This is a genomic window from Kitasatospora sp. NPDC049285, assembly GCF_040678815.1.
Classification (GTDB): Bacteria; Actinomycetota; Actinomycetes; order Streptomycetales; family Streptomycetaceae; genus Kitasatospora.
In genome coordinates this window covers 1-26158 of the sequence record NZ_JBFAQR010000016.1, presented here as the reverse complement: position 1 = coordinate 26158, position 26158 = coordinate 1, and the positions used below count along the sequence as shown (strand labels likewise).

The 26158-nt window shown below is 72.2% G+C and carries 22 protein-coding genes and 1 riboswitch; of the genes, 3 read left to right on the top strand and 19 right to left on the bottom strand.

The window, feature by feature from the left end; all coding sequences use genetic code 11:
• Positions 1-3: 3 nt before the first annotated feature.
• From pheT to infC, 7 genes are all read right to left on the bottom strand, one after another.
• The gene (gene pheT / locus AB0K51_RS13500) at positions 4-2511 is read right to left on the bottom strand and encodes a phenylalanine--tRNA ligase subunit beta (protein WP_363453887.1); all 2508 of its coding nucleotides are present in this window, start codon (positions 2509-2511) and stop codon (positions 4-6) included.
• Positions 2511-3632 carry a phenylalanine--tRNA ligase subunit alpha gene (gene pheS, locus AB0K51_RS13495; RefSeq protein WP_363453885.1) on the bottom strand — a complete coding sequence of 374 codons (1122 nt, stop codon included), beginning with the start codon at positions 3630-3632 and terminating at the stop codon, positions 2511-2513. The genes pheT and pheS overlap by 1 nt, the downstream gene beginning before the upstream one ends.
• A gap of 127 nt (positions 3633-3759) precedes the next feature.
• Positions 3760-4866 (bottom strand): ATP-binding protein, encoded by a 1107-nt coding sequence (locus tag AB0K51_RS13490; protein ID WP_363453883.1) that lies wholly within the window; start codon positions 4864-4866, stop codon positions 3760-3762.
• Between the two features lie 50 nt (positions 4867-4916).
• Entirely contained in the window at positions 4917-5777 is an 861-nt protein-coding gene (locus AB0K51_RS13485) for an RNA methyltransferase (RefSeq protein WP_363454049.1), read from the bottom strand.
• Between the two features lie 109 nt (positions 5778-5886).
• A complete protein-coding gene (rplT, locus tag AB0K51_RS13480) occupies positions 5887-6273 on the bottom strand; it encodes a 50S ribosomal protein L20 (RefSeq protein WP_363453881.1) in 387 nt (128 codons plus the stop codon).
• A gap of 104 nt (positions 6274-6377) precedes the next feature.
• Positions 6378-6572, bottom strand: a complete 195-nt coding sequence (gene rpmI, locus AB0K51_RS13475) for a 50S ribosomal protein L35 (RefSeq protein WP_030268653.1) — start codon at positions 6570-6572, stop codon at positions 6378-6380.
• 131 nt (positions 6573-6703) lie between these two features.
• Complete coding sequence (gene infC / locus AB0K51_RS13470; protein ID WP_363454047.1) at positions 6704-7435, bottom strand: translation initiation factor IF-3; 732 nt, start codon at positions 7433-7435, stop codon at positions 6704-6706.
• A 461-nt stretch (positions 7436-7896) separates the two neighbouring features.
• Between infC and AB0K51_RS13465 the strand changes: the two genes are divergently transcribed.
• Positions 7897-8286: a DUF1844 domain-containing protein gene (locus tag AB0K51_RS13465; RefSeq protein ID WP_363453878.1), complete on the top strand. Its 390-nt coding sequence runs from the start codon at positions 7897-7899 to the stop codon at positions 8284-8286.
• Between the two features lie 115 nt (positions 8287-8401).
• Here the strand turns inward: AB0K51_RS13465 and gcvP are convergent, their stop codons facing one another.
• Complete coding sequence (gene gcvP / locus AB0K51_RS13460; RefSeq protein ID WP_363453876.1) at positions 8402-11272, bottom strand: aminomethyl-transferring glycine dehydrogenase; 2871 nt, start codon at positions 11270-11272, stop codon at positions 8402-8404.
• 217 nt (positions 11273-11489) lie between these two features.
• Positions 11490-11594: riboswitch (glycine riboswitch) on the bottom strand.
• A 189-nt stretch (positions 11595-11783) separates the two neighbouring features.
• Here gcvP and AB0K51_RS13455 point away from each other — a divergent pair.
• Together AB0K51_RS13455 and AB0K51_RS13450 are read left to right on the top strand one after the other, a co-directional pair.
• Positions 11784-12890, top strand: a complete 1107-nt coding sequence (locus tag AB0K51_RS13455) for a PRC and DUF2382 domain-containing protein (RefSeq protein ID WP_363453874.1) — start codon at positions 11784-11786, stop codon at positions 12888-12890.
• A gap of 161 nt (positions 12891-13051) precedes the next feature.
• Complete coding sequence (locus tag AB0K51_RS13450) at positions 13052-14527, top strand: MFS transporter (protein WP_363453872.1); 1476 nt, start codon at positions 13052-13054, stop codon at positions 14525-14527.
• Positions 14528-14669: 142 nt separating this feature from the next.
• On the opposite strand, the gene AB0K51_RS13445 is transcribed toward AB0K51_RS13450, so the two are convergent.
• From AB0K51_RS13445 to AB0K51_RS13395, 11 genes are all read right to left on the bottom strand, one after another.
• Entirely contained in the window at positions 14670-16040 is a 1371-nt protein-coding gene (locus AB0K51_RS13445) for a DNA polymerase IV (RefSeq protein WP_363453870.1), read from the bottom strand.
• A 35-nt stretch (positions 16041-16075) separates the two neighbouring features.
• Positions 16076-16822: an ElyC/SanA/YdcF family protein gene (locus AB0K51_RS13440; protein WP_363453868.1), complete on the bottom strand. Its 747-nt coding sequence runs from the start codon at positions 16820-16822 to the stop codon at positions 16076-16078.
• 60 nt (positions 16823-16882) lie between these two features.
• Positions 16883-17560, bottom strand: a complete 678-nt coding sequence (locus tag AB0K51_RS13435; protein ID WP_363453866.1) for a MerR family transcriptional regulator — start codon at positions 17558-17560, stop codon at positions 16883-16885.
• A 259-nt stretch (positions 17561-17819) separates the two neighbouring features.
• Positions 17820-18293, bottom strand: a complete 474-nt coding sequence (locus AB0K51_RS13430; RefSeq protein ID WP_363453864.1) for a bifunctional nuclease family protein — start codon at positions 18291-18293, stop codon at positions 17820-17822.
• Positions 18294-18378: 85 nt separating this feature from the next.
• Positions 18379-19119: a MerR family transcriptional regulator gene (locus tag AB0K51_RS13425; RefSeq protein WP_363454045.1), complete on the bottom strand. Its 741-nt coding sequence runs from the start codon at positions 19117-19119 to the stop codon at positions 18379-18381.
• Between the two features lie 62 nt (positions 19120-19181).
• Entirely contained in the window at positions 19182-19724 is a 543-nt protein-coding gene (locus tag AB0K51_RS13420) for an FHA domain-containing protein (RefSeq protein ID WP_363453862.1), read from the bottom strand.
• 511 nt (positions 19725-20235) lie between these two features.
• The gene (locus AB0K51_RS13415; RefSeq protein ID WP_363453860.1) at positions 20236-21216 is read right to left on the bottom strand and encodes a DUF881 domain-containing protein; all 981 of its coding nucleotides are present in this window, start codon (positions 21214-21216) and stop codon (positions 20236-20238) included.
• A 9-nt stretch (positions 21217-21225) separates the two neighbouring features.
• The gene (locus AB0K51_RS13410) at positions 21226-21558 is read right to left on the bottom strand and encodes a small basic family protein (RefSeq protein ID WP_043908904.1); all 333 of its coding nucleotides are present in this window, start codon (positions 21556-21558) and stop codon (positions 21226-21228) included.
• The gene (locus AB0K51_RS13405) at positions 21555-22610 is read right to left on the bottom strand and encodes a DUF881 domain-containing protein (RefSeq protein WP_363453858.1); all 1056 of its coding nucleotides are present in this window, start codon (positions 22608-22610) and stop codon (positions 21555-21557) included. The genes AB0K51_RS13410 and AB0K51_RS13405 overlap by 4 nt, the downstream gene beginning before the upstream one ends.
• 166 nt (positions 22611-22776) lie before the next feature.
• Positions 22777-25272 (bottom strand): mannose-1-phosphate guanyltransferase, encoded by a 2496-nt coding sequence (locus AB0K51_RS13400; RefSeq protein ID WP_363454043.1) that lies wholly within the window; start codon positions 25270-25272, stop codon positions 22777-22779.
• A gap of 125 nt (positions 25273-25397) precedes the next feature.
• Complete coding sequence (locus AB0K51_RS13395; protein ID WP_363453856.1) at positions 25398-26009, bottom strand: CDP-alcohol phosphatidyltransferase family protein; 612 nt, start codon at positions 26007-26009, stop codon at positions 25398-25400.
• Positions 26010-26158: the final 149 nt, after the last annotated feature.

Sequence of the window (26158 nt, the reverse complement as noted above, 5' to 3'; positions counted from 1 at the left end):
GCGTCAGCCTCGCAGCACCGCACCCGTACGCTCGGCCGCCACCGCCACCGCGGCCTCGCGGGCCGCACTCGCCTCGTCCGCCGTCAGCGTCCGGTCGGTGGCGCGGAAGCGCAGCGTGTACGCCAGCGACTTCTTGCCCGCGCCCGCCTGCTCGCCCGTGAAGACGTCGAACAGCCGCAGCGACTCCAGCAGTTCGCCCGCACCGTCGCGCAGCGCCGCCTCCACGTCCGCGGTGTGCACCGCCGCGTCGACGATCAGCGCCACGTCCTGCGTCGCCACGGGGTACGCGGAGACCGGCGGGCCGGAGACCCGGCGGCCGTCCTCGAAGAGCAGGTCGAGGTCGAGCTCCATCGCGCTGGTGCGCTCCGGCAGGTGCAGCGCCTTGATCACCCGCGGGTGCAGCTCACCGGCGTGGCCGATCACCTCGTCGCCGACCAGCAGCTCCGCGCAGCGGCCCGGGTGCCACGGCGCGTACTGCGCCTGGCGGACCGTCAGCTCCACGCCCGCCGCCGCGGCGACGGTGCGGGCGGCCTCGACGGCGTCGGCCCAACCGGCCGGCGCGCCCTTGCCCCACCAGCCGGAGGGGATCCGCTCGCCGGTCAGCGCGACGGCGACCCGGCGCGGCTGGTGCGGCAGCGCGGCGTTCAGCTCGGCGAGCTGCTCCTCGCTGGGGCGGCGGTCGACGGGCAGCCGCGGCGCGACCTTGTGCTCGTCCTTCGGCAGGAACACCGTCCCGGTCTCGAACAGCGCGAGGTCGGTGTTGCCCCGGCCGACGTTGCGGCGCAGCGCGCCGAGCAGCCCCGGCAGCAGGGTGGTGCGCAGCGCCGGCTCGGCGTCGTTCAGCGGGTTGACCAGCTTGACGGTGCGTCGGCGGGCGTCGTCCGCGTCCAGGCCGAGCCCGTCGAACGCGGCCTCGCCGACGAACGGGTAGGCGTTGATCTCGACGTAGCCCGCGCCGGCCAGCGCCACGCCGACCCGGCGGTGGAAGCGCTGCGCCTCGGTCAGGCCGCGGCCCGGCGGGACGGTGGGCATCCGGGCGGGGACGTTGTCGTAGCCCTCCAGCCGGATGACCTCCTCGGCGAGGTCGTACGGGTCGGTGAGGTCGGGGCGCCAGGACGGCGGGGTGACCTCCAGGACGTCCGCGCCGGCGACCGTGCAGCCGACCTCCTGCAGGCGGCGGGCGACGGTCTCGCGGCCGTACACGGCGCCGGCCACCCGGTCGGGCAGGTCGGCGTCGATGGTGATGGTGCGCACCGGGTGCGGGGCGGCGATGTCGGTCACCCCGGCCTCGGCGGTGCCGCCGGCGATCAGCACCAGCAGGTCGACGGCGCGCTGCGCGGCGGCGCGGGCGGCCTCCGGGTCGACGCCGCGCTCGAAGCGCTTGGACGCCTCGGAGGGCAGCTTGTGCCGCTTGGCGGTGCGGGCGATCGCGACCGGCTCGAAGTGCGCCGCCTCGATGATCACCTCGGTGGTGCCGGTGACGGCGCCGGTCTCGGCGTCGACGACCGGGTCGAGGATCTCGGTGGAGGCCCCGCCCATCACGCCGGCCAGACCGATCGGACCGGTGTTGTCGCAGATCAGCAGGTCCTCGGCGGACAGCTTGCGCTTGACGCCGTCCAGCGTGGTGAGGGTCTCGCCCTCGGTGGCGCGGCGGACCTGGATCGGGCCGTCGACGCGGCCGCGGTCGTAGGCGTGCAGCGGCTGGCCGACCTCCAGCATCACGTAGTTGGTGATGTCGACGGTCAGCGAGATCGGCCGGATGCCGGCCTTCTGCAGGCGGCGCTGCAGCCAGATCGGCGACTTGGCGGCCGGGTCGACGCCGGTGACGGTGCGCGCCACGAAGCGGTCGCAGCCCACCGGGTCGGCGACCTTGACCAGGTAGCCGTACGCGTTCGCCGGCGGGACGTCCAGCAGCGCCGGGTCGGCCAGCGGCAGGCCGTACGCGGCGGCCGCCTCGCGGGCCACGCCGCGCATCGACAGGCAGTAGCCGCGGTCCGGGGTGACCGCGATGTCGAGCACCTCGTCGGCCAGCTGGAGCAGCTCGATCGCGTCGGTGCCGGGCTCGAACTCGGGCGGCAGCACGATGATGCCGTTGTGGTCGTCGCCCATGCCGAGCTCGCGGGCCGAGCAGATCATGCCCGCCGAGGTGTGGCCGTAGGTCTGCCGGGCGGAGATCGGGAACGGGCCGGGCAGCACGCCGCCGGGCAGGATCACCACGACCTTGTCGCCGACCTGGAAGTTGGTCGCGCCGCAGACGATCTCCTGCGGCTCGCCGGTGCCGTTGGCGGCGCCGACGTTGACGAAGCAGTGCCGGATCGGCTTCTTGAAGCCGCTCAGCTCCTCGATCGACAGCACCTCGCCGACCACCAGCGGGCCCTTGATGTCGGTGCCGAGCTGCTCGACGGTCTCCACCTCGAGACCCGCGCGGACCAGCCGGGCCGCGACGTCGCGTCCGGTCTCACCCGCCGGCAGGTCGACGTACTCGCGCAGCCAGGAAAGCGGGACGCGCATCAGATCTCCATCCCGAACGGGAGGGTGAAGCGCACGTCACCCTCGACCATGTCGCGCATGTCGGCGACGTTGTGACGGTTCATCAGGATCCGCTCCAGGCCCAGGCCGAACGCGAACCCGCTGTAGCGCTGCGGGTCGACGCCCGCGGCGACCAGCACGCGGGGGTTGACCACGCCGCAGCCGCCGAGCTCGATCCAGCCCTCCGAGGAGCAGGTCCGGCACGGGCGGTCCGGGTTGCCGACGGACGCGCCGCGGCAGACGAAGCACTGGAGGTCGATCTCCGCGCTCGGCTCGGTGAACGGGAAGTACGAGGGGCGCCAGCGCAGCTCCAGGCCGCCGCCGATCAGCTTCTCCACCAGCACCTCGATGGTGCCCTTGAGGTCGGCGAAGGTGATGCCCTCGTCCACCGCGAGGCCCTCGACCTGGCGGAACACGGGTGTGTGGGTGGCGTCCAGCTCGTCGGTGCGGTACACCCGGCCCGGGCTCACCGCGTACAGCGGCGGCTGGCGGTCCAGCATGGTGCGGATCTGCACCGGCGAGGTCTGGGTGCGCATCACCACGCCGGAGTCGGCGGTGCCGTCGGGGCCCTCGACGAAGAAGGTGTCCTGCATCGAGCGGGCCGGGTGGTCGGCGTGCAGGTTGAGGGCGTCGAAGTTCAGCCACTCCGCCTCGACCTCGGGGCCGGAGGCCACCTGGTAGCCCATGGCGATGAAGGTGTCCTCGATCCGCTCCGCCAGCGTGGTCAGCGGGTGGCGGGCGCCGCGCGGGGTGCGGCCGTAGGGCAGCGTGACGTCCACCGCCTCCTCGACCAGCACCCGGGCGTCGCGCTCGGCCTCCAGCTCGACCTGGCGCTTGGCCAGGGCCTGGTTGACCGCGCCGCGGGCCTGGCCGATCAGCTTGCCGGCGGCGGCCTTCGCCTGCGGGGGCAGCGCACCGATCTCGCGGTTGGCGAGCGAGAGCGGGGAACGGTCGCCGGTGTGGGCGACCTTCGCCTGCTTGAGCGCCTCGAGGTCGGCGGCGGCGGCGAACGCGGCGATCGCCTCGTCCCGGGCCTGCTCCACCACCTCGGGCTTGAGGGCCTCGACCTCGACCGGGTCGTACGACTTGTTGGGTGCCGACATCTCTATAGTTCCCGTGCTCCTGCTCGTGATCAGGTCTGCTGCCTCGCCGGGCGTCCCAGAACGCCAAAGGTCGAGTGTAGTCGCAGCGCGCTACCGCATACGGCGGGTGACCGTGGCCGTGCGGTGCTCAGAGCATGAAGTCCGGGATGCCGGCGGGCAGCACGAAACGGAACCGGGCACCCCCGCCGGGCGCCCGGCTGATCCGGATCACCCCGCCGTGCGCCTCGACCACACCCTTGACGATGTACAGGCCCAGGCCGGTGCCGCCGCGCCTGGACCCCCGCCAGAACTTGGTGAACACCCGCGGCATCGCGTCCTCCGGGATGCCGCCGCCCTGGTCGCTGACGGTCACCGCAGTGCCTTCCAGCACCCGCGGCGGCGTCCCGGCCGGCTCCCAGCCCGCCGCCTCCACCACTTCCTTGGCCGTCGCGACCTCGATGGTGACCGTGCCCTCGCCGTGCCGCACCGCGTTCTCCAGCAGGTTCGCCAGCACCTGGTCGATCTTGTCCGGGTCGCCCCACTGCTCGTTCAGCGGCTCCGCCACCCGGATGTCGAACCGGTCGGCCGGGATGCCCGCCGCGACCTTGCCCGCCACGTGCCGGTGCACCGCCGCCGCCAGGTCGATCCGCTGCCGGCGGATCTCCAGCCGGCCGGCGTCGATCCGGGAGATGTCCAGCAGCTCGGCGATCAGCCGGGTCACCCGGTCCGCGTCCGCGTCGACGGTCTCCAGCATCACCCGCTTCTGGCCGTCGTTGAACCGCTCCCACTTCGCCAGCAGCGTCGCCGTGAAGCCCTTCACGCTGGTCAGCGGCGAGCGCAGCTCGTGGGCGACGGTGGCGATCAGCTCCGCGTGGCTGCGCTCCGTCCGGCGCCGCGCCTCGGTGCCGCGCAGCGTCACCACCACCCGCACCGGCGGGCTGCCCGGGTCCTCCCGCACGTACCGGGCGCAGACCAGTACCTCCCGCCCGCCGGGCAGCAGCAGGTTCCGCTCCGGCTGCCCGCTGCGCACCGCGAGGCCCCCGTACGGGTCGGTCAGCTGCCACCAGCGCCGCCCGTCCAGGTCCTCCAGCGGCAGCGCCTGATCCAGCGTCAGACCGAGCGCACCCGCCGCCGACCGCCCGGTGATCCGCTCGGCGGCGCGGTTGAACACCACCACCCGCCCGTGCGCGTCCGCGACCACCAGCCCGTCCGGCAGGTCGTCAGGTTCCAGGGTCGCCGAGCTCCCGCCGCCCATGGGTGTCCTCCCCCGCCCCTTGTCGGCCTTGAGCCCCGACCCTAGCGCGGTCAGGCGTCGGCGCGACACCCTCCGGGGGAGCGCTGGGCGCGCGCGGAGGCGTACAGGCACACGGCGGCGGCCGTGGCGAGGTTCAGGCTCTCCGCGTGCCCGTGGATGGGCACCCGTACCACCTCGTCGGCCAGCGCCCGGGTCTCCTCCGGCAGGCCCCACGCCTCGTTGCCGAACACCCAGGCGTGCGCGGAGCCCAGCGAGCCCTCGTCCAGCTCCTGGTCCAGGTCCCGCTCCCCCGCGCCGTCCGCCGCCAGCACCCGCACCCCGGCCGCCCGCAGCCGCGCCACCGCCTCCTCGATCGGCACCCCGGTGGCGACCGGCAGGTGGAACAGACTGCCCACCGACGCCCGCACCGCCTTCGGGTTGTACGGGTCGACCGACGCGTCGGTCAGCACCACCGCGTCAGCCCCGGCCGCGTCCGCGGTGCGCAGCACGGTGCCGGCGTTCCCGGGGTCGCGGACGTGCGCCAGCACCGCGACCAGCTTCGGCCGGGCCTGCAGCACCTGCTCGAACGGCGTGTCGATGAACCGGCACAGCGCCACGATGCCCTGCGGGGTGACGGTGTCGCAGATGTCCGCGATCACCTCCTCGGTGGCGGTCAGCACCGGCAGCCCGGCCGCCCGCGCCGCCCCGGCGATCTCCGCGTGCCGCTCGGCGGCCTCCCGGGTCAGGTAGATCTCCACCACGGCGTGCTCCCCGCCAGGCAGCCGCCCGTACGCCACCGCCTCCCGCACGGCCTGCGGGCCCTCGGCCAGGAAGCGCCGCTCCTTGCTCCGCTGGTTGCGCTTGGCCAGCCGGCGGGCGAAGACGACGCGCGGGGAGCGCAGGGAGGTCAGCAGGGGGATGTCGGTGCTCATGCTCACGATCTTCGTCATGAAGGGGCGGATGGCGCGCGATACGCGACGGACCCGCAGGCACGAGAGGCCTGCGGGTCCGGGAAGCTCAGCTCAAGGCGAGGGGCCTCGATCAGGCGGCGACCTTGGGGGCGTTGACGTCCTCCGGCAGCGCCTTCTGGGCGACCTCGACCAGGGCGGCGAACGCGACGGTGTCGTTGACCGCGAGGTCCGCGAGCATCTTGCGGTCGATCTCGACGCCGGCGGCCTTCAGGCCCTGCACGAAGCGGTTGTAGGTCATGCCGTTGGCACGGGCAGCGGCGTTGATGCGCTGGATCCACAGCTGACGGAAGTCGCCCTTGCGCTTCTTGCGGTCGTTGAAGTTGTAGACCAGCGAGTGGGTGACCTGCTCCTTGGCCTTGCGGTACAGGCGCGAGCGCTGACCGCGGTAGCCGGAGGCCCGCTCGAGGATGACCCGGCGCTTCTTGTGGGCGTTGACTGCCCGCTTGACGCGTGCCACTTGATTACTCCTTGGTTCCGGACCCCGGATCGTGCCGCCGGTCCGTTATTCGATTCGGTCGGAAAGGATCAGCTGGTGCCCACGGCCGAGCCGCGGGCGGGCGATCACTTGCCGAGAAGCTTCTTGATCTTCTTGGCGTCGCCGGGGGCCATCTCGGCGTTGCCGGCCAGCTTGCGGGTCAGCGTCGAGGGCTTGTGCTCAAGCAGGTGGCGACGGCCGGCACGCTCGCGCAGCACCTTCCCGGAGCCAGTGATCTTGAAGCGCTTGCTGGCGCCGCTGTGCGTCTTCTGCTTCGGCATGTCGCCGTTTCTCCTCGTCGGTCCGTTCACGGCCCGCGCCGTACGGCACGGGCCGGAACTGGATGGATCTCGTCTCCGGGGCGGGTGCCCCGGAACCGATGCCGATCCCGCCCGGATCTGAACCCGAAGGCTCAGGCGTCCTGGGCGGCGTCGGCGGGCTGCTCGACCTCGGCGGCCTCGACCTCGGTGGTCTCGGCGTCGTCGGCCTCGACCTCGTCGGCCTCGACGGCCTCGTCCTCGACGAACTCGGCCTCATCGACCTCGTCCGCCCCGTCGGCGGCCGGACCGCGACCCAGCCGCTCCGCCTTGCGGGCGTCGGCGAGCGCGCGGGCCTCGGCCATCGCCTCGGTCTTCTTCTTGTGCGGGCCGAGAACCATGATCATGTTTCGGCCGTCCTGCTTCGGAGCGGACTCCACGAAGCCCAGCTCCTGGACGTCGTCCGCAAGCCGCTGCAGCAGTCGGAAGCCCAGCTCGGGCCGGGACTGCTCACGACCGCGGAACATGATCGTGATCTTGACCTTGTCGCCCTGCTTGAGGAACCGAACGACGTGACCCTTCTTGGTGTCATAGTCGTGCGGGTCGATCTTCGGCCGGAGCTTCATCTCCTTGATGACCGTGTGCGCCTGGTTCTTGCGCGCCTCACGGGCCTTCATCGCCGACTCGTACTTGAACTTGCCGTAGTCCATGAGCTTGCACACCGGCGGGCGGGCCGTCGCGGCCACCTCGACCAGGTCCAGGTCGTACTCCTGGGCAAGCTCCAGCGCCTTCGCGAGCGGGACGATGCCGACCTGCTCGCCGCTGGGACCGACGAGTCGCACCTCGGGGACGCGAATCCGGTCGTTGATGCGGGGCTCGGTGCTGATGGGGCCTCCTCGGTTGCACCTTCTTCGATGCGGCCGTCGGACGGCGGTCGCACGTAGTGGTTTCGACCACTGGGCGGGGCTTCATTCATGCTCCGCTGCTCCTGCCGCCTGGCAGAGGCACCGAACGCACGAAAAAAGCCCCGCACGGTACAGGCGGGGCTCCACACGTTCCGGATGTCCTCGCGGACACCACTGGCGACGGGCAATCCTCACGGGCGCCCTTCGCGGACCGTACCCGTCGGCCCTTCGGCCGATCAGGTGGGAGACTGTCGCGGTTGCCCTCTCGGGCCTCCTGAGGTGGAGCCTCCACTTGCTGGCCGGGCACCCCGAAGGGACTACCTGGCCGGTCAGTCTCGAAGCATACCAGCGTTCGGGGGCCGACCGGTATTCCGACCCCTCGCCGCCCGCCTTGTACGCTCCCTTTGTACTGCGCTTTCGCACCAGCATCCCGGAGTGACACCGTGACCAGCCAGCCCGACCACGACCACACGCCCGAGTCCGCGGCGTCCGACGAGGCGATCGGCTTCGACGACCTGACCCGCGACATCGCCGAGGTCCCGGCCGTCGAGGTGATCACCACCGTCGCCGTCCACCTGATGAGCGCCGCCGCCGTCAAGTGCGGGCTGGCCGAGGGCGGCGAGGCCGACAAGGACCTCGACGAGGCCCGCAAGCTGATCACCGCCCTGGCCGGCCTGGTCACCGCCGGGGCCCCCGAGATCTCCAACTTCCACGCCGCCCCGCTGCGCGACGGCCTGCGCTCCCTGCAGCTGGCCTTCCGCGAGGCCTCCCTCATCCCCGACGCCCCGGGCTCCGGCCCCGGCGAGAAGTTCACGGGCCCGGTCTACTCCTGACCCGCGCAGCGCTCTGCGCCCCGACAGGGGCGCGGGAAACCGCGCGAGGCGGAAGACGCCCAGCAGAAAGCCGCCCGCCGAGGGAAGTCCCCCGGCGGGCGGCTCACTTGTCGGATCAGGCGTCGTACTCGTCCAGCGGCGGGCACGAGCAGACCAGGTTCCGGTCGCCGTACGCGCCGTCGATCCGCCGCACCGCCGGCCAGTACTTGTCCGCCGGGTTCACGCCCGCCGGGAAGACCGCGGTCTCCCGCGAGTACGCGTGCTCCCACTCGCCCGCCAGCATCGACGCGGTGTGCGGGGCGTTGCGCAGCGGGTTGTCGTCGGCCGGCCACACGCCCGCGCCGACCTGCTCGATCTCGCCGCGGATCGCGATCATCGCCTCGCAGAACCGGTCGATCTCGTGCAGGTCCTCGGACTCGGTGGGCTCGATCATCAGCGTGCCGGCCACCGGGAACGACATGGTCGGCGCGTGGAAGCCGTAGTCGATCAGGCGCTTGGCGATGTCGTCGACGCTGACGCCGGTCTCCTTGCTGAGCGGGCGCAGGTCGATGATGCACTCGTGCGCGACCAGCCCGCCGGGGCCGGTGTACAGCACGGGGTAGTGCGGGGCGAGCCGCTTGGCGATGTAGTTGGCGTTCAGCACGGCCACCTGGGTGGCGCGCTTGAGGCCCTCGCCGCCCATCAGCCGGACGTACGCCCAGGAGATCGGCAGGATCGCCGCGGAGCCCCACGGCGCGGCCGAGATCGGGCCGACACCGGTCGCGGGGCCGGCCTCGGCCTGCAGCGGGTGGTTGGGCAGGTACGGCGCGAGGTGCGAGCGCACCGCGACCGGGCCGACGCCGGGGCCGCCGCCGCCGTGCGGGATGCAGAAGGTCTTGTGCAGGTTCAGGTGCGAGACGTCCGCGCCGAACTTGCCCGGCTTGGCGAGGCCGACCAGCGCGTTCAGGTTGGCGCCGTCGACGTACACCTGGCCGCCGGCCTCGTGGACGAGCGCGCAGATGTCGGTGATCTGGGTCTCGAACACGCCGTGGGTGGACGGGTAGGTGACCATCAGCACGGACAGCTGGTCGCGGTGCAGCGCGATCTTGGCCTTGAGGTCCTCGACGTCCACGTCGCCGTCGGCGAGCGTCTTGACGACCACGACCCGCATGCCGGCCATCGCCGCGGAGGCCGCGTTGGTGCCGTGCGCGGAGGACGGGATCAGGCACACGTCGCGCTGGAGGTCGCCGTTGGCCCGGTGGTAGGCGCGCACCGCGAGCAGACCGGCGAGCTCGCCCTGCGAGCCGGCGTTCGGCTGGATCGAGACGGCGTCGTAGCCGGTGACCTCGACCAGCTGCTGCTCCAGCTCGCGGATCAGGGTCAGGTAGCCGGCGGCCTGCTCGACCGGGGCGAACGGGTGCAGCTGGCCGAACTCGGGCCAGGTGACCGGCTCCATCTCGGTGGTCGCGTTGAGCTTCATGGTGCAGGAGCCAAGCGGGATCATGCCGCGGTCGAGCGCGTAGTCGCGGTCGGAGAGCCGGCGCAGGTAGCGCAGCATGGCGGTCTCCGAGCGGTGGCTGTGGAAGACCGGGTGGGTGAGGTACTCGTCCTCGCGCAGCAGCGCGGCGGGCAGCGCCTCGGCGTCCTCGGCCACGGCGGCCTCGATGCCGAACGCGCCGAACACGGCGGCCAGGTGCTCGCGGGTGGTGGTCTCGTCGCAGGAGACCGACACCCGGTCCGCGTCGACCCGGTGCACGTTGACGCCCTGCGCCAGCGCGGCGGCGGCCACGGCGTCCGCCCGGCCCGGCACGACGGCCGTGACGGTGTCGAAGAACGCGTCGTGGGCGAGCTGCACGCCGCCCGCGCGCAGGCCGGCCGCGAGGGCGGCGGCGTAGCGGTGGGTGCGGCGGGCGATCGCGGCGAGGCCGTCGGGGCCGTGGTAGACGGCGTACATGGAGGCCATCACCGCGAGCAGCACCTGGGCGGTGCAGATGTTGGAGGTGGCCTTCTCGCGGCGGATGTGCTGCTCGCGGGTCTGCAGGGCCAGCCGGTAGGCGCGGTGGCCGTCGGCGTCGACGGAGACGCCGACCAGGCGGCCGGGCAGGTTGCGGGCGTACTCGGCGCGCACCGCGAGGTAGCCGGCGTGCGGGCCGCCGAAGCCCATCGGGACGCCGAAGCGCTGCGAGGTGCCGCAGGCGATGTCGGCACCGAGCTCGCCGGGCGAGCGCAGCAGGGTGAGGGCGAGCAGGTCGGCGGCGACGGCGACGATCGCGCCGAGGCCGTGGGCCTGGTCGATGACCGGCTTGATCGCGCGCACCGCGCCGGAGGCGCCCGGGTACTGCAGCAGCACGCCGAAGACGCCGCGCTCGGCGATCTCGGCGGGGATGCCCTCGGACAGGTCGGCGACGACGACCTCGACGCCGGTCGGCTCGGCGCGGGTCTCGATGACGGCGACGGTCTGCGGCAGGGTGTCGGCGTCGACCAGGAAGACACCGCCCTTGACCTTGGTGACGCGCCGGGCGAGGGCCATCGCCTCGGCGGCGGCGGTGCCCTCGTCGAGCAGCGAGGAGCCGGAGGTGGCCAGGCCGGTGAGGTCGGCGACCATGGTCTGGAAGTTGAGCAGCGCCTCCAGGCGGCCCTGCGAGATCTCCGGCTGGTACGGCGTGTAGGCGGTGTACCAGGCCGGGTTCTCCAGCACGTTGCGCAGGATGACCGGCGGGGTGAAGGTGCCGTAGTAGCCGAGGCCGATCATCGAGGTGAGGACCTGGTTGCGGCCGGCCAGCTCGCGCAGTTCGGCGAGCACCTGGGCCTCGCTGCGGCCCTCCGGCAGGCCGAGCGCGGTGAGGCTGCGGATGGCGGCGGGGACGGCGGCGTCCGACAGCTCGTCCAGGGAGGCGAACCCGACGTGGGCCAGCATCTTTTCCTGGGCGTCGGCGTCGGGACCGATGTGGCGCTGCTCGAAGGGGCTGGCCTGCTCAAGCTCACGGAGCGTCGGCTGGGCGTTCATGGGGGTCGGGCCTCCTGGTCGCGGACCGGCGGGGGTACGCACGCCGGTCGCGCCGTGGGGCGCCCGGGATGTACGAACCCGTCAGCCTCCCCCTCTGTCATCGGTACCTGAGAGCTTCGCACGGCCGCCCGTGGGGCGCGGCGTGCTTGCACCGTCGGTGAGGGTGGGTGCCGACGGCATCGGTGCCGACGGTCCTGCCCTGCTTTCCAGAGTGACCTGATCTCGCCCGGTACGGATGCCTGAGAGATTCCGGGGAGGGGTTGCTCCTTCGGCGTCCCCGCAGCCCCTCGTACGGGGCCGGGGACTCTCCCGAGCGTGCTCGGCGGTCGCCGCCCAGGTTACCAGCGCGGGCCCGGCCGATCACCGGTGCGGCCCTGTGATCTGCCCCGGACGGCGGCGTCCGGAATGCCACCGTCCGTTACGTGCCGTTTGGTGTGAAGTGGCGGGCCGGCCAGCTCCTCCTCCCGCCCCTCTGACGGACCCTCAAGGAGCAGCAGGACTGGAGGACAGCGTGCAGACCGATATCGATCCGCGCGACCTGATCGGACACAAGGCGGTCGACCGGAACGGTGACAAGATCGGCACTGTCGACGAGGTGTACCTGGACGACGCCACCGGCGAACCGGAGTGGGCGGCGGTCCGTACCGGGATCTTCGGCCGGGACGCCTTCGTCCCGCTGACCACCAGCGAGTTCGCGGGGGACGAGCTGCGCGTCCCGTACGACAAGTCGCTGATCAAGGAGTCGCCGGACTTCGGGGTGGGCCAGCACCTCTCCCCCGCCCAGGAGCTCCAGCTGTACCGCTACTACGGCCTGGACACCGTCGCCGGCACGCTCGCCGGGGAGTCCGGCTCGGCGCCGGCCGCGAAGGAGCGTCCGCGCCCGACGGCCGGCGGCGACCGGGACTTCGGCGCGCTCGCCCCGAGCGTCCCGCCCACGCCGTCTCCGACGAACGGCACGAACGGCACGAACGGCACGAGCCCCGTGAACGCGGCCCCGCCGGCTTCGGCGTCGTACGCCTCCGCGAAGAGCAGCCCGCGGCACGCCTCCGAGCAGCGGCCGGGTGCGGAGCGGGCCGCGTCGGTGGAGCCGACCGCGCCGGTGGAGATCACCTGCCGGGAGGAGCGGCTGGACATCACCACCGAGTGGCACGCGGTGGGCACCACCCGGCTGCGCAAGTACGTGACCACTGAGCCGGTCGAGCGCCGGGTGCCGGTGGTGCGCGAGCGGGTGCGGGTGGAGCGGATCCCGGTGTCGGACGCGGAGCGGGCGGGGCTGACCGAGCAGGAGATCGCCGAGGCGGTCGAGGAGGTCACGCTGCGCGAGGAGCGTCCGGTGGTGCGCAAGTACCTGGCGCCGATCGAGCGGGTGCGGCTGGTGGTGGAGCGGTACACCGAGGAGGAGGTGGTCCGCGACGAGCTGCGCCGCGAGCAGGTGGAGGTGCACGACGCGGCGGTCGGCGCGGACGGCGCGGCCCCGCACCGGACGCAGCAGCAGCCGTGGCACGCGAAGCCGCAGCAGCCGGCGGCCGCCGGGGGCGGCGTGAACGCGGTGCCGCTGTCCGGGCTGAACGGCGGCGGTCTGGAGCACGCCCGTCCGGAGCCGCTGCGCTCGGTCTGACGGCGGGTCAAGGTCCGGCCCCGGTCCGCTTCGGCGGGCCGGGGCCGGGCGCTTTGCCAAAGCTTCACTATTCGATATTTGACACAGTGAAGCATCTCCGGGATGGTTACTTCAGTTCATGCACTATCGCCATCCTGAAGAAAACTTCCCGGAGGATCCCCGTGAGTGAGGCACCACAGCCCACCGCCGCGGCCGACAAGCCCACCAGCGCCCGGGTCCTGCCCGCCCTGATCCTGGCCATGCTGGCGTTCAGTGTGGTGCAGACCGCGGTCGTCCCGATCCTGCCGGGCCTGGCCCGCGAGCTCGGCGTCTCGGGCTCGAGCATCACCTGGCTGATGACCGCCAACCTGCTGTCCGCCGCGGTCCTGACCCCGCTGCTCGGCCGCTTCGGCGACCTGCGCGGCCGCAAGCCGATGCTGCTGGTCTCGCTGGCCGGCCTGGTGCTCGGCTCCGGCCTCGCCGTCACCACCCACTCGTTCACCTGGCTCGTGGTCGCCCGCGTGCTGCAGGGCGCGGGCGGCGGCGTGCTGCCGCTGGCGATCAGCATCGTCCGCGACGAGCTGCCCAAGCAGAAGGTCACCGGCGGCGTCGCCGCGATCTCCGCCTCGATGGGCGTCGGCTCCGGCCTCGGCCTGGTCGCCACCGGCCTGCTGCTGGAGCACTGGAGCTACAAGTCGATCTTCTGGATGGGCCTGGTCTTCGGCCTGCTCGCCGTCGTGCTGGTCGTCGTCCGGGTGCCCAGCGACCCGGTGATCGACAAGGAGGGCGGCGCCGACCCGCTCGGCGCGCTCACCCTGGCCGGCTGGCTGTCCGCACTGCTGATCGCGGTCAGCCAGGGCAACCACTGGGGCTGGACCTCCAACCGCACCCTCGGTCTGTTCGCCGTCGCCGCCGTGGTCGCGCTGCTCTGGCTGCTGGTCGAGTCCAAGGTCAGCCACCCGCTGGTCGACCTGAAGATGATGTCCCGCCCCGCGGTCGCCTTCACCAACATCTCCGGCCTGCTGATCGGCTTCGGCATGTACGGCTCGTTCATGGTGATCAGCAACTTCGCCCAGACCCCGGAGAAGTTCGCCCACTACGGCTTCACCGCCACCGTGCTGCACGCCGGCATCATGCTGCTGCCGTCCGCGATCGGCTCGATGGTGGCCGCCCCGCTCGGTGCGATGCTGATCGCCCGCCGCGGCCCGCGCCTGCCGCTGGTCCTCGGCGGCCTGCTGGGCGCGGTCTCGATGGCCTACCTGGCCGTCCGCCACGGCGCCGAGTTCGACATCTACCTCTCCTCCGCGGTCTTCGGCCTCGGCGTGGGCCTGGCCTACGCGGCGATGCCCGCGTACATCAACGGCGCCGTCCCGGCCGAGCAGTCCGGCATCGCCAACGGCATGAACGCGGTGCTGCGCACCGTCGGCGGCGCCGTCGGCACCGCGGTGATGGCCGCGATCCTCACCGGGGACACCCTGAAGCTGCCGATCCCGGTGCAGCTGCCCACCGAGAACGCCTACCAGCACGCCTTCTGGGTGGCCGCCGCGATGTGCCTGGTCGCCGGCGCCGTGCCGTTCGCGATCCGCCGGATCCGCTCCGCCGCCACCACCCCCGCCGAGCGCCCGGCCGACCTGGCGCTCGCCAAGACCGACGCCTAGCCCCGACAGGCCCTGACGGCGTCCCCCTCGCGTACTGGACACACGCGAGCGGCTCCCGGGCCCGCCGCCACGGGCATCGGCGGCGCGGCCCAGGACCGGCCGACGGCCCCGCACCCCTCCCGGGTGCGGGGCCGTCGCCGTCTCACTCCCCCGCGGACTCACGCAGCGGCAGCGCCCCGGACGGCTCCAGCTCCTCGTCGTCGACCGCGAAGGTGCGCACCCGGCCGGGCGCCGAGTACGGCGTCTCGAACCGGACGGTGACCCGGCCGACGCCGCTGCCCTGCACCCACCCAGGACCGAACTGACGGTGCGTCACGTCCTGCCCGGGCCACCAGCGGCGCACCGCCGGCGGCTGCTCGGGCTGCACCGGCTCCGGCTCGGGCTGCTCCTCCGCCGCCGCCTCCCGTTCCTCCCGCTCCAGCTGGGCGAACAGGTCCTCCTGCGTGTAGTCGGCGAGCTGGGCGACGCCGACACCCAGCAGCCGCACCCCGCCGGTGACGTCGACCTGCATCGCCAGGCGGCGGGCGGTCGAGGCGATCACCTCCTCGTCGTCGGTGGGGCCGCGCAGCGTCTCCGAGCGGGTCAGCGTGGAGAAGTCGAAGCGGCGGACCTTCAGCACCACCGTCCGCCCGGAGCGGCCGGTCGCCCGCAGCCGGCGCACGCAGCGGCCGGCCAACTGCTCGATCTCGCGCAGGATGCGGTCCCGGTCGGCGAGGTCGACCTCGAAGGTGTCCTCCACCGACACCGACTTGGCGTCCCGGTCCGGCACCACCGGCCGCTCGTCCCAGCCGAGCGCCATCTGGAAGACCCCCGCGCCGTGCGCCTTGCCGAGCAGCGCCACCAGCTCCTCGTACCCGGCCTCCGCCAGGTCCGCGACCGCGGTCAGCCCGGCCCGGCGCAGCGCCTGCTCGGTGGCCGGACCGATCCCCGGCAGCGCCCGCACCGGCATCGGCGCCAGCACCGAGCGCTCCGAGCCCGGCTCGATCAGCACCAGCCCGTCCGGCTTGGCCTGCTCCGAGGCGATCTTGGCCATCAGCTTGGACGCCGCCGCACCGACCGACGCGGTCAGCCCCGTACGCTCCACGATGTCCGCCCGCAGGTCCTCGGCCAGCGCCAGCACCAGCTGCGCGCCCTCCTCGGGCGTCGCGTCGGCGAGCGCCGGACCGTACGGCCCCGCCTCCAGATCGACGAACGCCTCGTCCAGGCTGAGCGGCTCCACCAGCGGCGAGCGCTCGCGCAGCAGGCCCATCACGATCTCGCTGTTGGCGCGGTACGCCTCGAACCGGCCGGTCAGGAACGCCGCGTTCGGGCAGAGCCGGCGGGCCTGCGCCATCGGCATCGCCGAGTGGACGCCGAACTTCCGCGCCTCGTACGAGGCCGTCGACACCACCCCGCGCCCGCCCAGCCCGCCGACGATCACCGGCTTCCCGCGCAGGCTCGGCTTGGACGCCTGCTCCACCGCCGCGAAGAAGGCGTCCATGTCGAGGTGGATCACGCTCGGCACGCTGCGCACGCGCCGATCATCCCGCGTGCCACCGACAATCGCCGTCAGCCGCGGTCGGAATCGCTCAACGCCCTGGCCACGCCGTCCTCCCGCGGGCCCAGGAAGTACGGATCCGGCTGGAACAGCGCGTTCAGCAGCGCCTTCCCCGCACCCGGCACCTCCCGCAGCCCGCCGTACCACCAGGTGGCGTCGTGCCACTCCTCCACGCCCACCGCGTACGCGTCGATCCCGGCCGCCCGGCACAGCGCCAACGCCCGCCGCACGTGGAAGGTCTGACTGACCAGCACCGCCTTCTCCACCCCGAAGATCCGGCGCGCCCGGGCGCAGGAGTCCCAGGTGTCGAAGCCCGCGTAGTCGCCGACCACCCGCACCCCGGGCACCCCGCGCTCGATCAGGTAGCCGCGCATCGCGTCGGTCTCGTCGTACGCCACCGTGCCGTTGTCGCCGGTCACCAGGATCGCCCGCACCTTGTGCCGCCGGTACAGCTCCAGCGCCGCGTCGAGCCGGTGCGCCAGGTACGGCGAGGGCTTGCCGTCGAACAGCCCGGCGCCGAACACCACCGCCACCGGCGCCTCGGGCGCGCTGTCCACCGTGCCCACCCGCGAGGACTGCGACGCCCACAGCCAGGCACTCGGCGCCAGCGCCAGCACCGCGCACAGCACCAGCGCCTGGAACCACCGCCGCTGACCGCGCCTGCTCCCCCAGCCCGGCGGCCGCCACGCCGCCAACGCCCGCCCGCTCCGGCCCAGCCGGCGGACCAGCGCGCGGCAGCGCCGCCCCAGCCATCTCATGATCGACACACCGGTGCGGACGACTCCCGCCCGCCCCGCGGTTCCCGCGCCGACGGACCGTCAGACCGCGCGATTGCGGCGCTGCGCCAGCTCGTCGGCCGGATCCTGGCCCACCAGCGTCTCCCCGGTGTCGGTGCGCTCCGCGTGCAGCCGCCCGAGCGTACCCTCCAGCTCCAGCCAGACCGCGCCCACCGCGATGCCGAACACGCCCTGACCACCGTTCAGCAGATCGACCACCTGCTGCGGCGACGTGCACTCGTACACCGTCGCGCCGTCGCACATCAACGTCAGCCCGGCCAGGTCCTGCTGGTCCGCGGACTGCAGGTGGGTCACCGCCACCCGGATGTTCTGCAGCGAGACGCCCGCGTCCAGCAGCCGCTTGACGATCTTCAGCATCAGGATGTCGCGGAAGCCGTACAGCCGCTGCGCCCCCGCCGGGTACGCCGAGCGCACCGAGGGCTCCAGCAGCCCGGTCCGGGCCCAGTAGTCCAGCTGCCGGTAGGTGATCCCGGCGGCGGCGCACGCGGTCGGACCGCGGTAGCCGACCAGCGCCGAGGTCGGGGCGAGCCGTTCGATGGCCGGCTGTCCGGCCTGCACGGCGGGGAAGCGGCCGACCCGCGGCAGCTCCTCGCCCTCCGGCTCGGGGCTCCAGGGCCGCCCGATCAGGCCGCGACCGGCACGCGGCACGTGCACCGCGCACAGCGCTCCGGTGCGCGTCTCCTCGCCGGTGCCGCTCATCGCCAACCTCCGTCCAGATCCCCGGGAACCGCCGCGGCCGCCACGGGCCCCGGGTTTCCGGGTGGCCCGCCGGGCGGGGCCATCACCTGACGGTAGGCAGTCGCCCGAGCACCGTCAACGATCGCCACGCCGGGGCCTTCCGCAAACTTCACTCCATCGAGTGGTTATTCGTGCCCCAAGCACGGGTACCGGAACGGATTTCCCCCACAGCCGAGTTGCATCGCCCGCCCGACCCCGGTAGCGGCCCGGACCAGGACCGCTACTGCTGGCCGCCGCCGAAGTCCTCCGGTGAGACCTGGTCCAGGAACTCCCGGAACTTCTCGACCTCGTCCTCCTGCTCGTCCGGAATCGAGATGCCCGCCTCCGCCAGGACCTCCTCGGCCCCGTAGATCGGCGTACCGGTGCGCAGCGCCAGCGCTATCGCGTCCGAAGGGCGCGCACTCACCTCGACGCCACCCGCGAACACCAACTCCGCGTAGAAGACGCCGTCGCGCAGATCGTTGATCCGCACCTCGGTCAGCCGGTGGCCCAGCGCCTCCAGCACGTCCTTGAACAGGTCGTGCGTCAGCGGCCGCGCCGGCGTCATGCCCTGCTGGGCGAACGCGATCGCGGTCGCCTCACCCGGGCCGATCCAGATCGGCAGGTACCGGTCGCCGCCCACCTCCCGGAGCAGCACGATCGGCTGGTTGGACGGCATCTCCACCCGGACACCCACGACGTCGAGCTCATTCACACTGGCAACCCTATGGCGCGGGCTGCCGATAGGAAAGCGCAGCAGGCAGCGGCCACCCTGATCCGGCCGCCCGCACCACCCCGGCTCAACTCCGCGCCCGCAGCCCCGCCTGCACCATCGCCGCGTGCAACCGCACCGACAGGGTGGCCAGTTCCCGCGCGGTCGCCTCCGCGTGCGCCCGGGTCTGCGGATTGCGGTGCCGCCTCAGCGGCGCCACCACCTGCTCCACCAGCGCCACCTCGCGCTCCGCCGCCGCCTTCATCGCCCGCAGGTGCCGCGGCTCCAGGCCGAACCGGCCGAGCTCCGCCACCAGCCGCGCGATCTGCAGCGTCTCCCCGTCGTACCCGCCGTCCGGCCCGGGCTGCACCAGCCCGTACGCCTCCCACTCGACGAGCTCGCGCTCCTGCGCCTCCGCCGCCGCGATCAGCTCCGCCCGGCCCAGCCGCACCCCGCTCGGCCCGGCGGCCGCCACCAGCTCCCGGTCCGCCTCCTCCAGCGGCCCCGGCCGGCTGTCCGCCGCCGGCAGCGCCGGCGGCTGCTCGCCGCGCTCGATCGCGTCCAGGTGCTCGCGGATCACCCGCAGCGGCAGGTAGTGGTCACGCTGCATCCGCAGCACGTACGCCAGCCGCTCCACGTCCGCCGCCGAGAACTTCCGGTAGCCGGACGGCGTGCGCTGCGGCTCGACCAGGCCCTCCGCCTCCAGGAAGCGGATCTTCGAGATCGTCACCTCCGGGAAGTCGTCCCGCAGGAAGGCCAGCACCGCGCCGATGGACAGCAGGTCGTCACCGCGCCGCCGCGCCTCGCCCGTGCGGCGCGAGGCCGGCACGGGCGAGGGACCGACGGAGCTGGGAGTCTGTGGGGTCACTCGGGCTCCAAACGGAGAAGTGGTCAGTACCCCCGGTGGTGGCTGGCGAAGAACACCAGCCGGTACTTCCCGATCTGCACCTCGTCACCGTTGGTCAGCAGGACCTCGTCGATCCGCTCCCGGTTGACGTAGGTGCCGTTCAGGCTGCCCACGTCGGCGACCGAGAAGCCCCCGTCGGGCTGCCGGCGGAACTCCACGTGCCGACGCGAGACCGTCACGTCGTCGAGGAAGATGTCGCCCTGCGGGTGGCGACCCGCCGTGGTCACGTTCGAGTCCAGGAGGAACCGGCTGCCCGAGTTCGGGCCGCGCTGCACGATCAGCAACGCCGAACCCGGCGGCAGCGCGTCGATCGCCGCCATCACCTCGGCCGACAGCGCCGGAGTGGCACCGGTGGACGTGGCGCTCGGGTCGTACGACTCGATGCCGGAGATCGAGATGGTCGAGGTGGTCTCCGCCGCGCCCTCCGGGAACCCGCCGCCGCGCAGCTGGGTCCCGCAGTTCGAGCAGAACCGGGCACCCGCCGGGTTCTGGTTCCCGCACCGCGGGCACGGGCTGGTGCCAGCCATGTTCACAGCCTCCTGGCGCGGCACACCCGACTGGACGTGCCCGGCGTAGGGATCCGGGGCAAACCCTCCACCGGAGGTTGAGGGTCCTGACGCGAAACCTATGCGCGCCCCGCCGGGCGAATCAACCGACGCGCCGTAGTCCGTGTCGAACTGCCCGGTCGGGATGCCCGCGCCCTGGGTCACGTCGTCCCGGTACATCGGCCGCTGCCCGTCCGGAGCCGGACGCATCGGAGGAACCGCCGGCTCCTCGTCCCGCCGGTGCCGCGCGGTCGGCGCCTCGGCCGCCGTCTGCCGGTTGCTACGGCCGAAAAGCTTCGAGAAAAAACTCACGGGCGAATCCCCTTGCGTGTGACAGAACCGCCCGCGGGGCAGGGTTCAAGGCTCGGTGTGGCGGTGGGCCCGGCATCGGACCGGGGACTGACGATCGGTAAGACCCAGTGTCGCCGACGCTCCACGGACGCCCACCACCGGGGGCGGTCCGCAGCTGACGAACCGTACGGAGCGCGCCCCGTCACTTCGTCGCCGGCTTGCCGTACTGCAACGGCTTCGGCGCGGCCAGCGCGTCGACCACGACCTTCTGCTGCTGGACGATGGTCGCCCGCGCCTGCTGCTTCTCCAGGCTGCGCACCACCCCGCCCGGAATGTTCAGGGCCGGAGTCAGATCCTGCGGGTTCCCCACCACGGTGAAACGGAACGGCTGGGAGACGCTCTTCCCGTCGATCTGCACGCCGCCGCCCGACTGGTTGTCGGTGAAGTACGTCCCGGCCACCACGCGCACGTCGTTGATCTGAATCGCCTCCGCCCCCGCTGCTCGGAGTTCCTGCAGGGTGTCCAGCAGCATATCGGCCTTCACCTGCCCTTGGGGATCATCGATGGTCAGCACGATCCCCGGCCCCGTCGCCTTCTCCGTCCCGGCCAGCACGCCCAGTTCGGCCGCCTTCTTCCGGGTCTGCTCCTGCGCCTCCTTGGCCTGGTTGGACGAGTTCTCCAACTGCGCCAAGGACTGCTCCAGCTGCGTCTTCTCCTGCTGCAGACGCTGCTGGCGGCTGTCCAGTTCGTCGAGGATCCGCACCAGGTCCTCCTGCCGCGCCCCGCGCAGCTGGCTGTGGTCGTTGGTCGACCGCACCTGGATCGCCAGTGCCAGCCCCAGCGCGAACAGCAGCAGCGCCACCACCAGCTGCCCCCGCGACACCCGCAGCGGCCACACCGCCGCCTTCAAGCGGGTCCGCCCGTCCGACGGCAACGCCACCGGCTGACGACTCGTCACCCCGGCCGCGGCCTCCCGCTCCGGCACCTCGGGCTCGGCCCGGTCCGCAGTCTCGACCTCGGCCTCGGGCTCGCTCTCCGTTGCGGCCTCAGGCTCCGCAGCCGTGTCCGGCTCGGCAGGCTCCGCCTCGGCGGGCTGCTCGACCTCCGCCGCCTCCGGCTGCGTAGAACCCTTCGGCTGCTCGTCCGGCGACTCCGGGCCCCGCTCCTCCTGCTCCTTGCCCACCGTCGCTCCCTACGCCCTGAACACATGCCGGCGGATCGCCGCGGCATTCGAGAAGATCCGGATGCCCAGCACCACCACCACGCCGGTGGACAGCTGCGAACCCACGCCGAGCTGGTCGCCCAGGAACACGATCAGCGCCGCCACCACCACGTTCGACAGGAACGACACCACGAAGACCTTGTCGTCGAAGATCCCGTCCAGCATCGCACGCACGCCACCGAACACCGCGTCCAGCGCCGCCACCACCGCGATCGGCAGATACGGCACCACCGCGTTCGGCACCTCCGGCTGCACGAACACGCCGACGACCACGCCGATCACGAGACCCAGTACGGCAATCACGGTGTAGCAGCTCCTGTTCCGGTGGGGGTGGACTTCACGGTCGAACGCGCGGCCCCGGTCGGCGCCCTCGACGGCGACTTGGACCCGGAGGGACTCGACGACGGCGAGGCCGGGGCAGACGGCGAAGCGGACGCACTGGCCGACGCCGACGGCGACGGCGACGCGGACGGCGACGCCGAGTCCGGCCCGGCCACCCGCAGCGTCACGCCCAACGCGGCCGGCAGCGTCAGCGACTTCTGCACCGACACCGTCGACCGGATCCCGTACGAGTCCTGAATGATCTTCAGGTACCGGCCGCCCTCGTTGTCCTGGAACGCCTGCGCGAACCGCGCCCCGTCCCCGATCGCCAACACCGTGTACGGCGGCACCAGCGGACGGTTGTCGACCAGGATCGCATCACCCGCCGCCCGGATCGCCGACAGCGCGGTCAGCCGCTGCCCGTTCACCGACACCGCCTCCGCGCCCGCCAGCCACAGACCGTTCACCGCGTACTGCAGGTCGTGGTCCTTCACCCGGCCGCTGTTGCGGAAACCCTCCGTGTTGCGCGGATCACTCACGTTGCCGCCCGCCCCGGTGCCCGACGCGTCCTCTATCACCAGCTTCAGCCCCGGCCCGGTGATCTCCCCGGTCCCGGCCTGCGCCGCCAGCGAGGCCACACCGCCGTCGCCGGTCTGCAGCGCCTGCTGCTGCGCCTGGTCCACCTTGTCGCGATCCTGCTCGACCTGCCGCTGCAACGCGTCCGCCGCCTTGTTGGCGTCGTTCACCCGACTCACCAGGGCGTCGCGCTCCTTGGCCAGCGTCGGCGCCGCCTCGTGCGACTGCACCGCCCCGACCGTCACCACCGCCGCCGCCAGCGCCAGCCCGACGGCCAGCACCAGCCGACCGCGCGCCGTCGACGGCAACCGCGACGAACCCTCCGCCCCGCGCGCCCGGGCCGCCTCGGCGTACCCGTCGTCCAGCGAATGGTCCATCACCGTGGTCAGCAGGGACATCGAGGCATCCGGACGGCGGAACCGCCCGTCCCGGTCACTCGGCGTCGGCGTTGCTGGCATGCACCACATCGTTTCACGACCGCGGCACGCAGCACGACCAGTCCCCGGCCCCACCGGCCCCTTTCGGCACAGGATCGTGACAAACCCGCTGCTCACCCGAGCCCGTACGCGAGCGCGCACGCCGACGGGGGCGGACCGACCGGCCCGCCCCCGCTCAGCTACCGGCTCAGCGCCCGGCGCCGTCCACCACCGCGGCCCACTCGTCCAGCAGCCGCTCGGTCGCCTCGTCGTCCGGACCCTCCGCCCACAGGTGCGTCACGGCCTCCGCCGGGTCCGGCAGCACCAGCGTCCACCGGCCGTCCGCCTCGACCACCCGCACACCGTCCGTGGTGTCCAGCTTGCGGTTGCCCGCCGCCTCCACCACCGAGCGCATCACCATGCCCTTCGCGGCCCACGGCGTCGCGATGTCCCGCTTCTGGATGTGCGCCTGCGGAATCCGCGCGTCGATCTGACTCAACGTCAGCTGGGTCCGCGCCACCAGGCCCACCAGCCGCACGAACGCCGCCGCACCGTCCAGCACCCCGGAGAACTCCGGCACCACGAACCCGCCGCGCCCGTCGCCACCGAAGATGGTCCCGTCCGCCGCGGCCGCCTTCGCCAGATCGTCCGGCGAGGTCGTCGTCCAGATCACCTGCGTGCCGTGGTACGCCGCCACCTGCTCGGCGATCCGCGTCGTGGTCACCGGCAGCGCCACCTGACCACTGCGCCGCTCCGCCGCCACCAGGTCCAGCAGCACCAGCAGCGCCCGGTCGTCCTGGATCACCCGACCCAGCTCGTCGACGAAGGACACCCGCTCGCCGACCGGATCGAACCGCACCCCGAACGCCGCCCGCGAGGACGCCACCAGCTCACCCAGCCTGGCCAGCGCCGCCCGCCGCGACTCCGCGTCCTCGGTCGGCCGCGCCTCGTCCAGACCGCCGGCCACCGTCAGCGTCTCCACCCCGAGCCGGCCCAGGATGCTCGGCAGCACCAACCCGGCGCTCCCGTGCGCCGCGTCGACCACCACCTTCAGCCCGGCCTCCCGCACCCCCGAGGTGTCCACCGCCCGCAACAGGTTCGTCGCGTACGAGTCGAACACGCTCGCCGGATGCAGCAGGTCGCCGATCTCGCCCGGGAACGCCCGCCGGAACTCCTGCCGCGAGTACACCCGGTCCAGCTTCCGCTGCCCCGCCTGCGACAGGTCCGCACCGCGCTCGTCGAAGAACAGGATGTCCAGCGAGTCCGGCACCCCCGGCGTGGTCCGCAGGAAGATCCCGCCCGCACTCCCCCGCGCCGTCGCCTGCCGGGCCACCGGCATCGGCACGTTCTCGAGGTCGCGCACGTCGATCGCACTGGTCTGCAGCGCCGAGATCATCGCCCGCTTCAACGCCCGCGCACCACGCGAGTGGTCACGCGCGATCGTGACGGTCGCGCCCTTCTTCAACGTCGTCGCGTACGCCCCCGCCAGCCGCACGGCCAGCTCCGGCGTGATCTCCACGTTCAGGATGCCCGACACCCCGCGCACCCCGAACAGGTGCTCCTGGCCGCGGGACTCCCAGATCACCGAGGTGTTGACGAAGGCGCCGGCCTCGATCGTCTTGAACGGATAGACCCGGACGTTGCCAGCGATCGCCGACTCCTCGCCGATCAGGCACTCGTCGCCGATCACCGCGCCCTCGTCGATCCGCGCCGCCCGCATCACGTCGGTGTTCTTCCCGACCACGCACCCGCGCAGGTTGCACTGCGGCCCGATGTACACGTTGTCGTGCACCACCGCCTTGTGCAGGAACGCCCCGCGCTTCACGACCACGTTCGACCCCAGCACGGTGTGCTCCCGCAACTCCACGCCGGCTTCGACCTTCGCGTAGTCGCCGATGTACAGCGGCCCCCGCAACACCGCCTCCGGGTCCACCTCCGCGCCCTCGGCCACCCACACGCCCGGCGAGATCTCGAACCCGTCGAGCTCGACCTGGACCTTCCCCTCCAGGACGTCCGCCTGCGCCTTCAGGTAGCTCTCGTGGGTGCCCACGTCCTCCCAGTAGCCCTCGGCGACATAGCCGAACACCGGCTTGCCCTCCTTGAGCAACTGCGGGAACACGTCGCTCGACCAGTCGACCGACTCCCCGGCCGCCACGTAGTCGAAGACCTCCGGCTCCATCACGTAGATCCCGGTGTTGACCGTGTCGGAGAACACCTGCCCCCAGGTCGGCTTCTCGAGGAAGCGCTCGACCTTCCCCTCGTCGTCCGTGATGGTGATACCGAATTCCAACGGGTTCGGCACCCGGGTCAGACACACCGTCACCAGTGCGCCCTTCTCCCGGTGGAAGGCAATCAGCTGAGAAAGGTCGAAGTCCGTGAGCGCATCACCGGAGATCACCAGAAACGAATCGTCCCGCAGCGCGTCCTCGGCGTTCTTCACACTGCCGGCGGTCCCGAGCGGCGTTTCCTCGTTGGCATAGGTGAGGTGCATCCCCAGTTCCTCACCGTCACCGAAGTAGTTCTTGACCAGTGAGGCCAGGAACTGCACCGTGACCACGGTGTCGGTGAGGCCGTGCCGCCTCAGCAATCGCAGCACATGCTCCATGATCGGCCGATTGGCGACCGGAAGCAGTGGCTTGGGCATGCTGGAGGTCATGGGGCGGAGTCGAGTGCCCTCCCCGCCCGCCATCACAACGGCTTTCATTACGGGTGCGTCCTCCTTCGCGGTGGTGAACCCCTGCGGGTCCATCAAACCGGTCCGACGCATCTCTACCCGGATGAAAACGTCCGACTCACCGGAGAGGGCGTGTGAAACGTCTCAGGCTGATCTCAAACAGCAGCCGCGCGCTCCGCCTTCACGATCTGCCGAGCCTGCACCGCATACAGTGCACCGGCCCCCCAGTAGAGCGTCGTCCCCCACCAGATGAATGCCCAGCTGACCACTCCCGCAACCCGGTGCACCCAGCCGTCCCCCACGCCCAACAGCAGAAGCGGAAACGCGTACATCAGATTGAACGTGGCCGCCTTCCCCAGGAAACTCACGTTCAACGGCCCGTACCCCGCCCGGTTGAGCCGCAACAACACCACGCCGACGAACACCTCCCGGGCCACCAGCAGCGCCGTCACCCACCACGGCAGGATCTCCCGCCAGGTCAGCCCCACCAGCGTCGACACGATGTACAACCGGTCCGCCGCCGGATCCAACAACTGCCCCAGCCGGCTGATCTGCCCCCACCGCCGAGCCAGCTTCCCGTCCAGATAGTCACTGACGCCGCTCAGCATCAGGACGACGATCGCCCACCCGTCATTCGTCGGCCCCCCGAAGACCGGCCACAGCACCAACCACAGAAAGATCGGCACACCCACCAGCCGAGCCATACTCAGCAGATTGGGAATCGTCAGGACCCGGTCGGTCTGGACGCGCGTCTCCTGGACCTCCACCTTGAGGATCCTCCTGTGGTACCAACGACAAGTGTGCGGATTGACGATACAGCAAAGAAGCCCCCTGACATCCCGTCAGGGGGCTTCTTCTGAAAGATTGTTCGGCGGCGTCCTACTCTCCCACAGGGTCCCCCCTGCAGTACCATCGG

Bases quoted from the DNA above. Each gene is read 5' to 3' on its own strand.
- AB0K51_RS13435 (WP_363453866.1), bottom strand. From the start codon at position 17,560: ATGAGCGGCACCGGCGAGGAGACGCGCACCGGAGCGCTGTGCGCGGTG.
- AB0K51_RS13405 (WP_363453858.1), bottom strand. From the start codon at position 22,610: ATGCCAGCAACGCCGACGCCGAGTGACCGGGACGGGCGGTTCCGCCGT.
- AB0K51_RS13490 (WP_363453883.1), bottom strand. From the start codon at position 4,866: ATGGGCGGCGGGAGCTCGGCGACCCTGGAACCTGACGACCTGCCGGAC.
- rpmI (WP_030268653.1), bottom strand. From the start codon at position 6,572: ATGCCGAAGCAGAAGACGCACAGCGGCGCCAGCAAGCGCTTCAAGATC.
- AB0K51_RS13485 (WP_363454049.1), bottom strand. From the start codon at position 5,777: ATGAGCACCGACATCCCCCTGCTGACCTCCCTGCGCTCCCCGCGCGTC.
- AB0K51_RS13420 (WP_363453862.1), bottom strand. From the start codon at position 19,724: ATGGCTGGCACCAGCCCGTGCCCGCGGTGCGGGAACCAGAACCCGGCG.
- AB0K51_RS13440 (WP_363453868.1), bottom strand. From the start codon at position 16,822: ATGAGATGGCTGGGGCGGCGCTGCCGCGCGCTGGTCCGCCGGCTGGGC.
- pheT (WP_363453887.1), bottom strand. From the start codon at position 2,511: ATGCGCGTCCCGCTTTCCTGGCTGCGCGAGTACGTCGACCTGCCGGCG.
- pheS (WP_363453885.1), bottom strand. From the start codon at position 3,632: ATGTCGGCACCCAACAAGTCGTACGACCCGGTCGAGGTCGAGGCCCTC.
- gcvP (WP_363453876.1), bottom strand. From the start codon at position 11,272: ATGAACGCCCAGCCGACGCTCCGTGAGCTTGAGCAGGCCAGCCCCTTC.
- AB0K51_RS13400 (WP_363454043.1), bottom strand. From the start codon at position 25,272: ATGAAAGCCGTTGTGATGGCGGGCGGGGAGGGCACTCGACTCCGCCCC.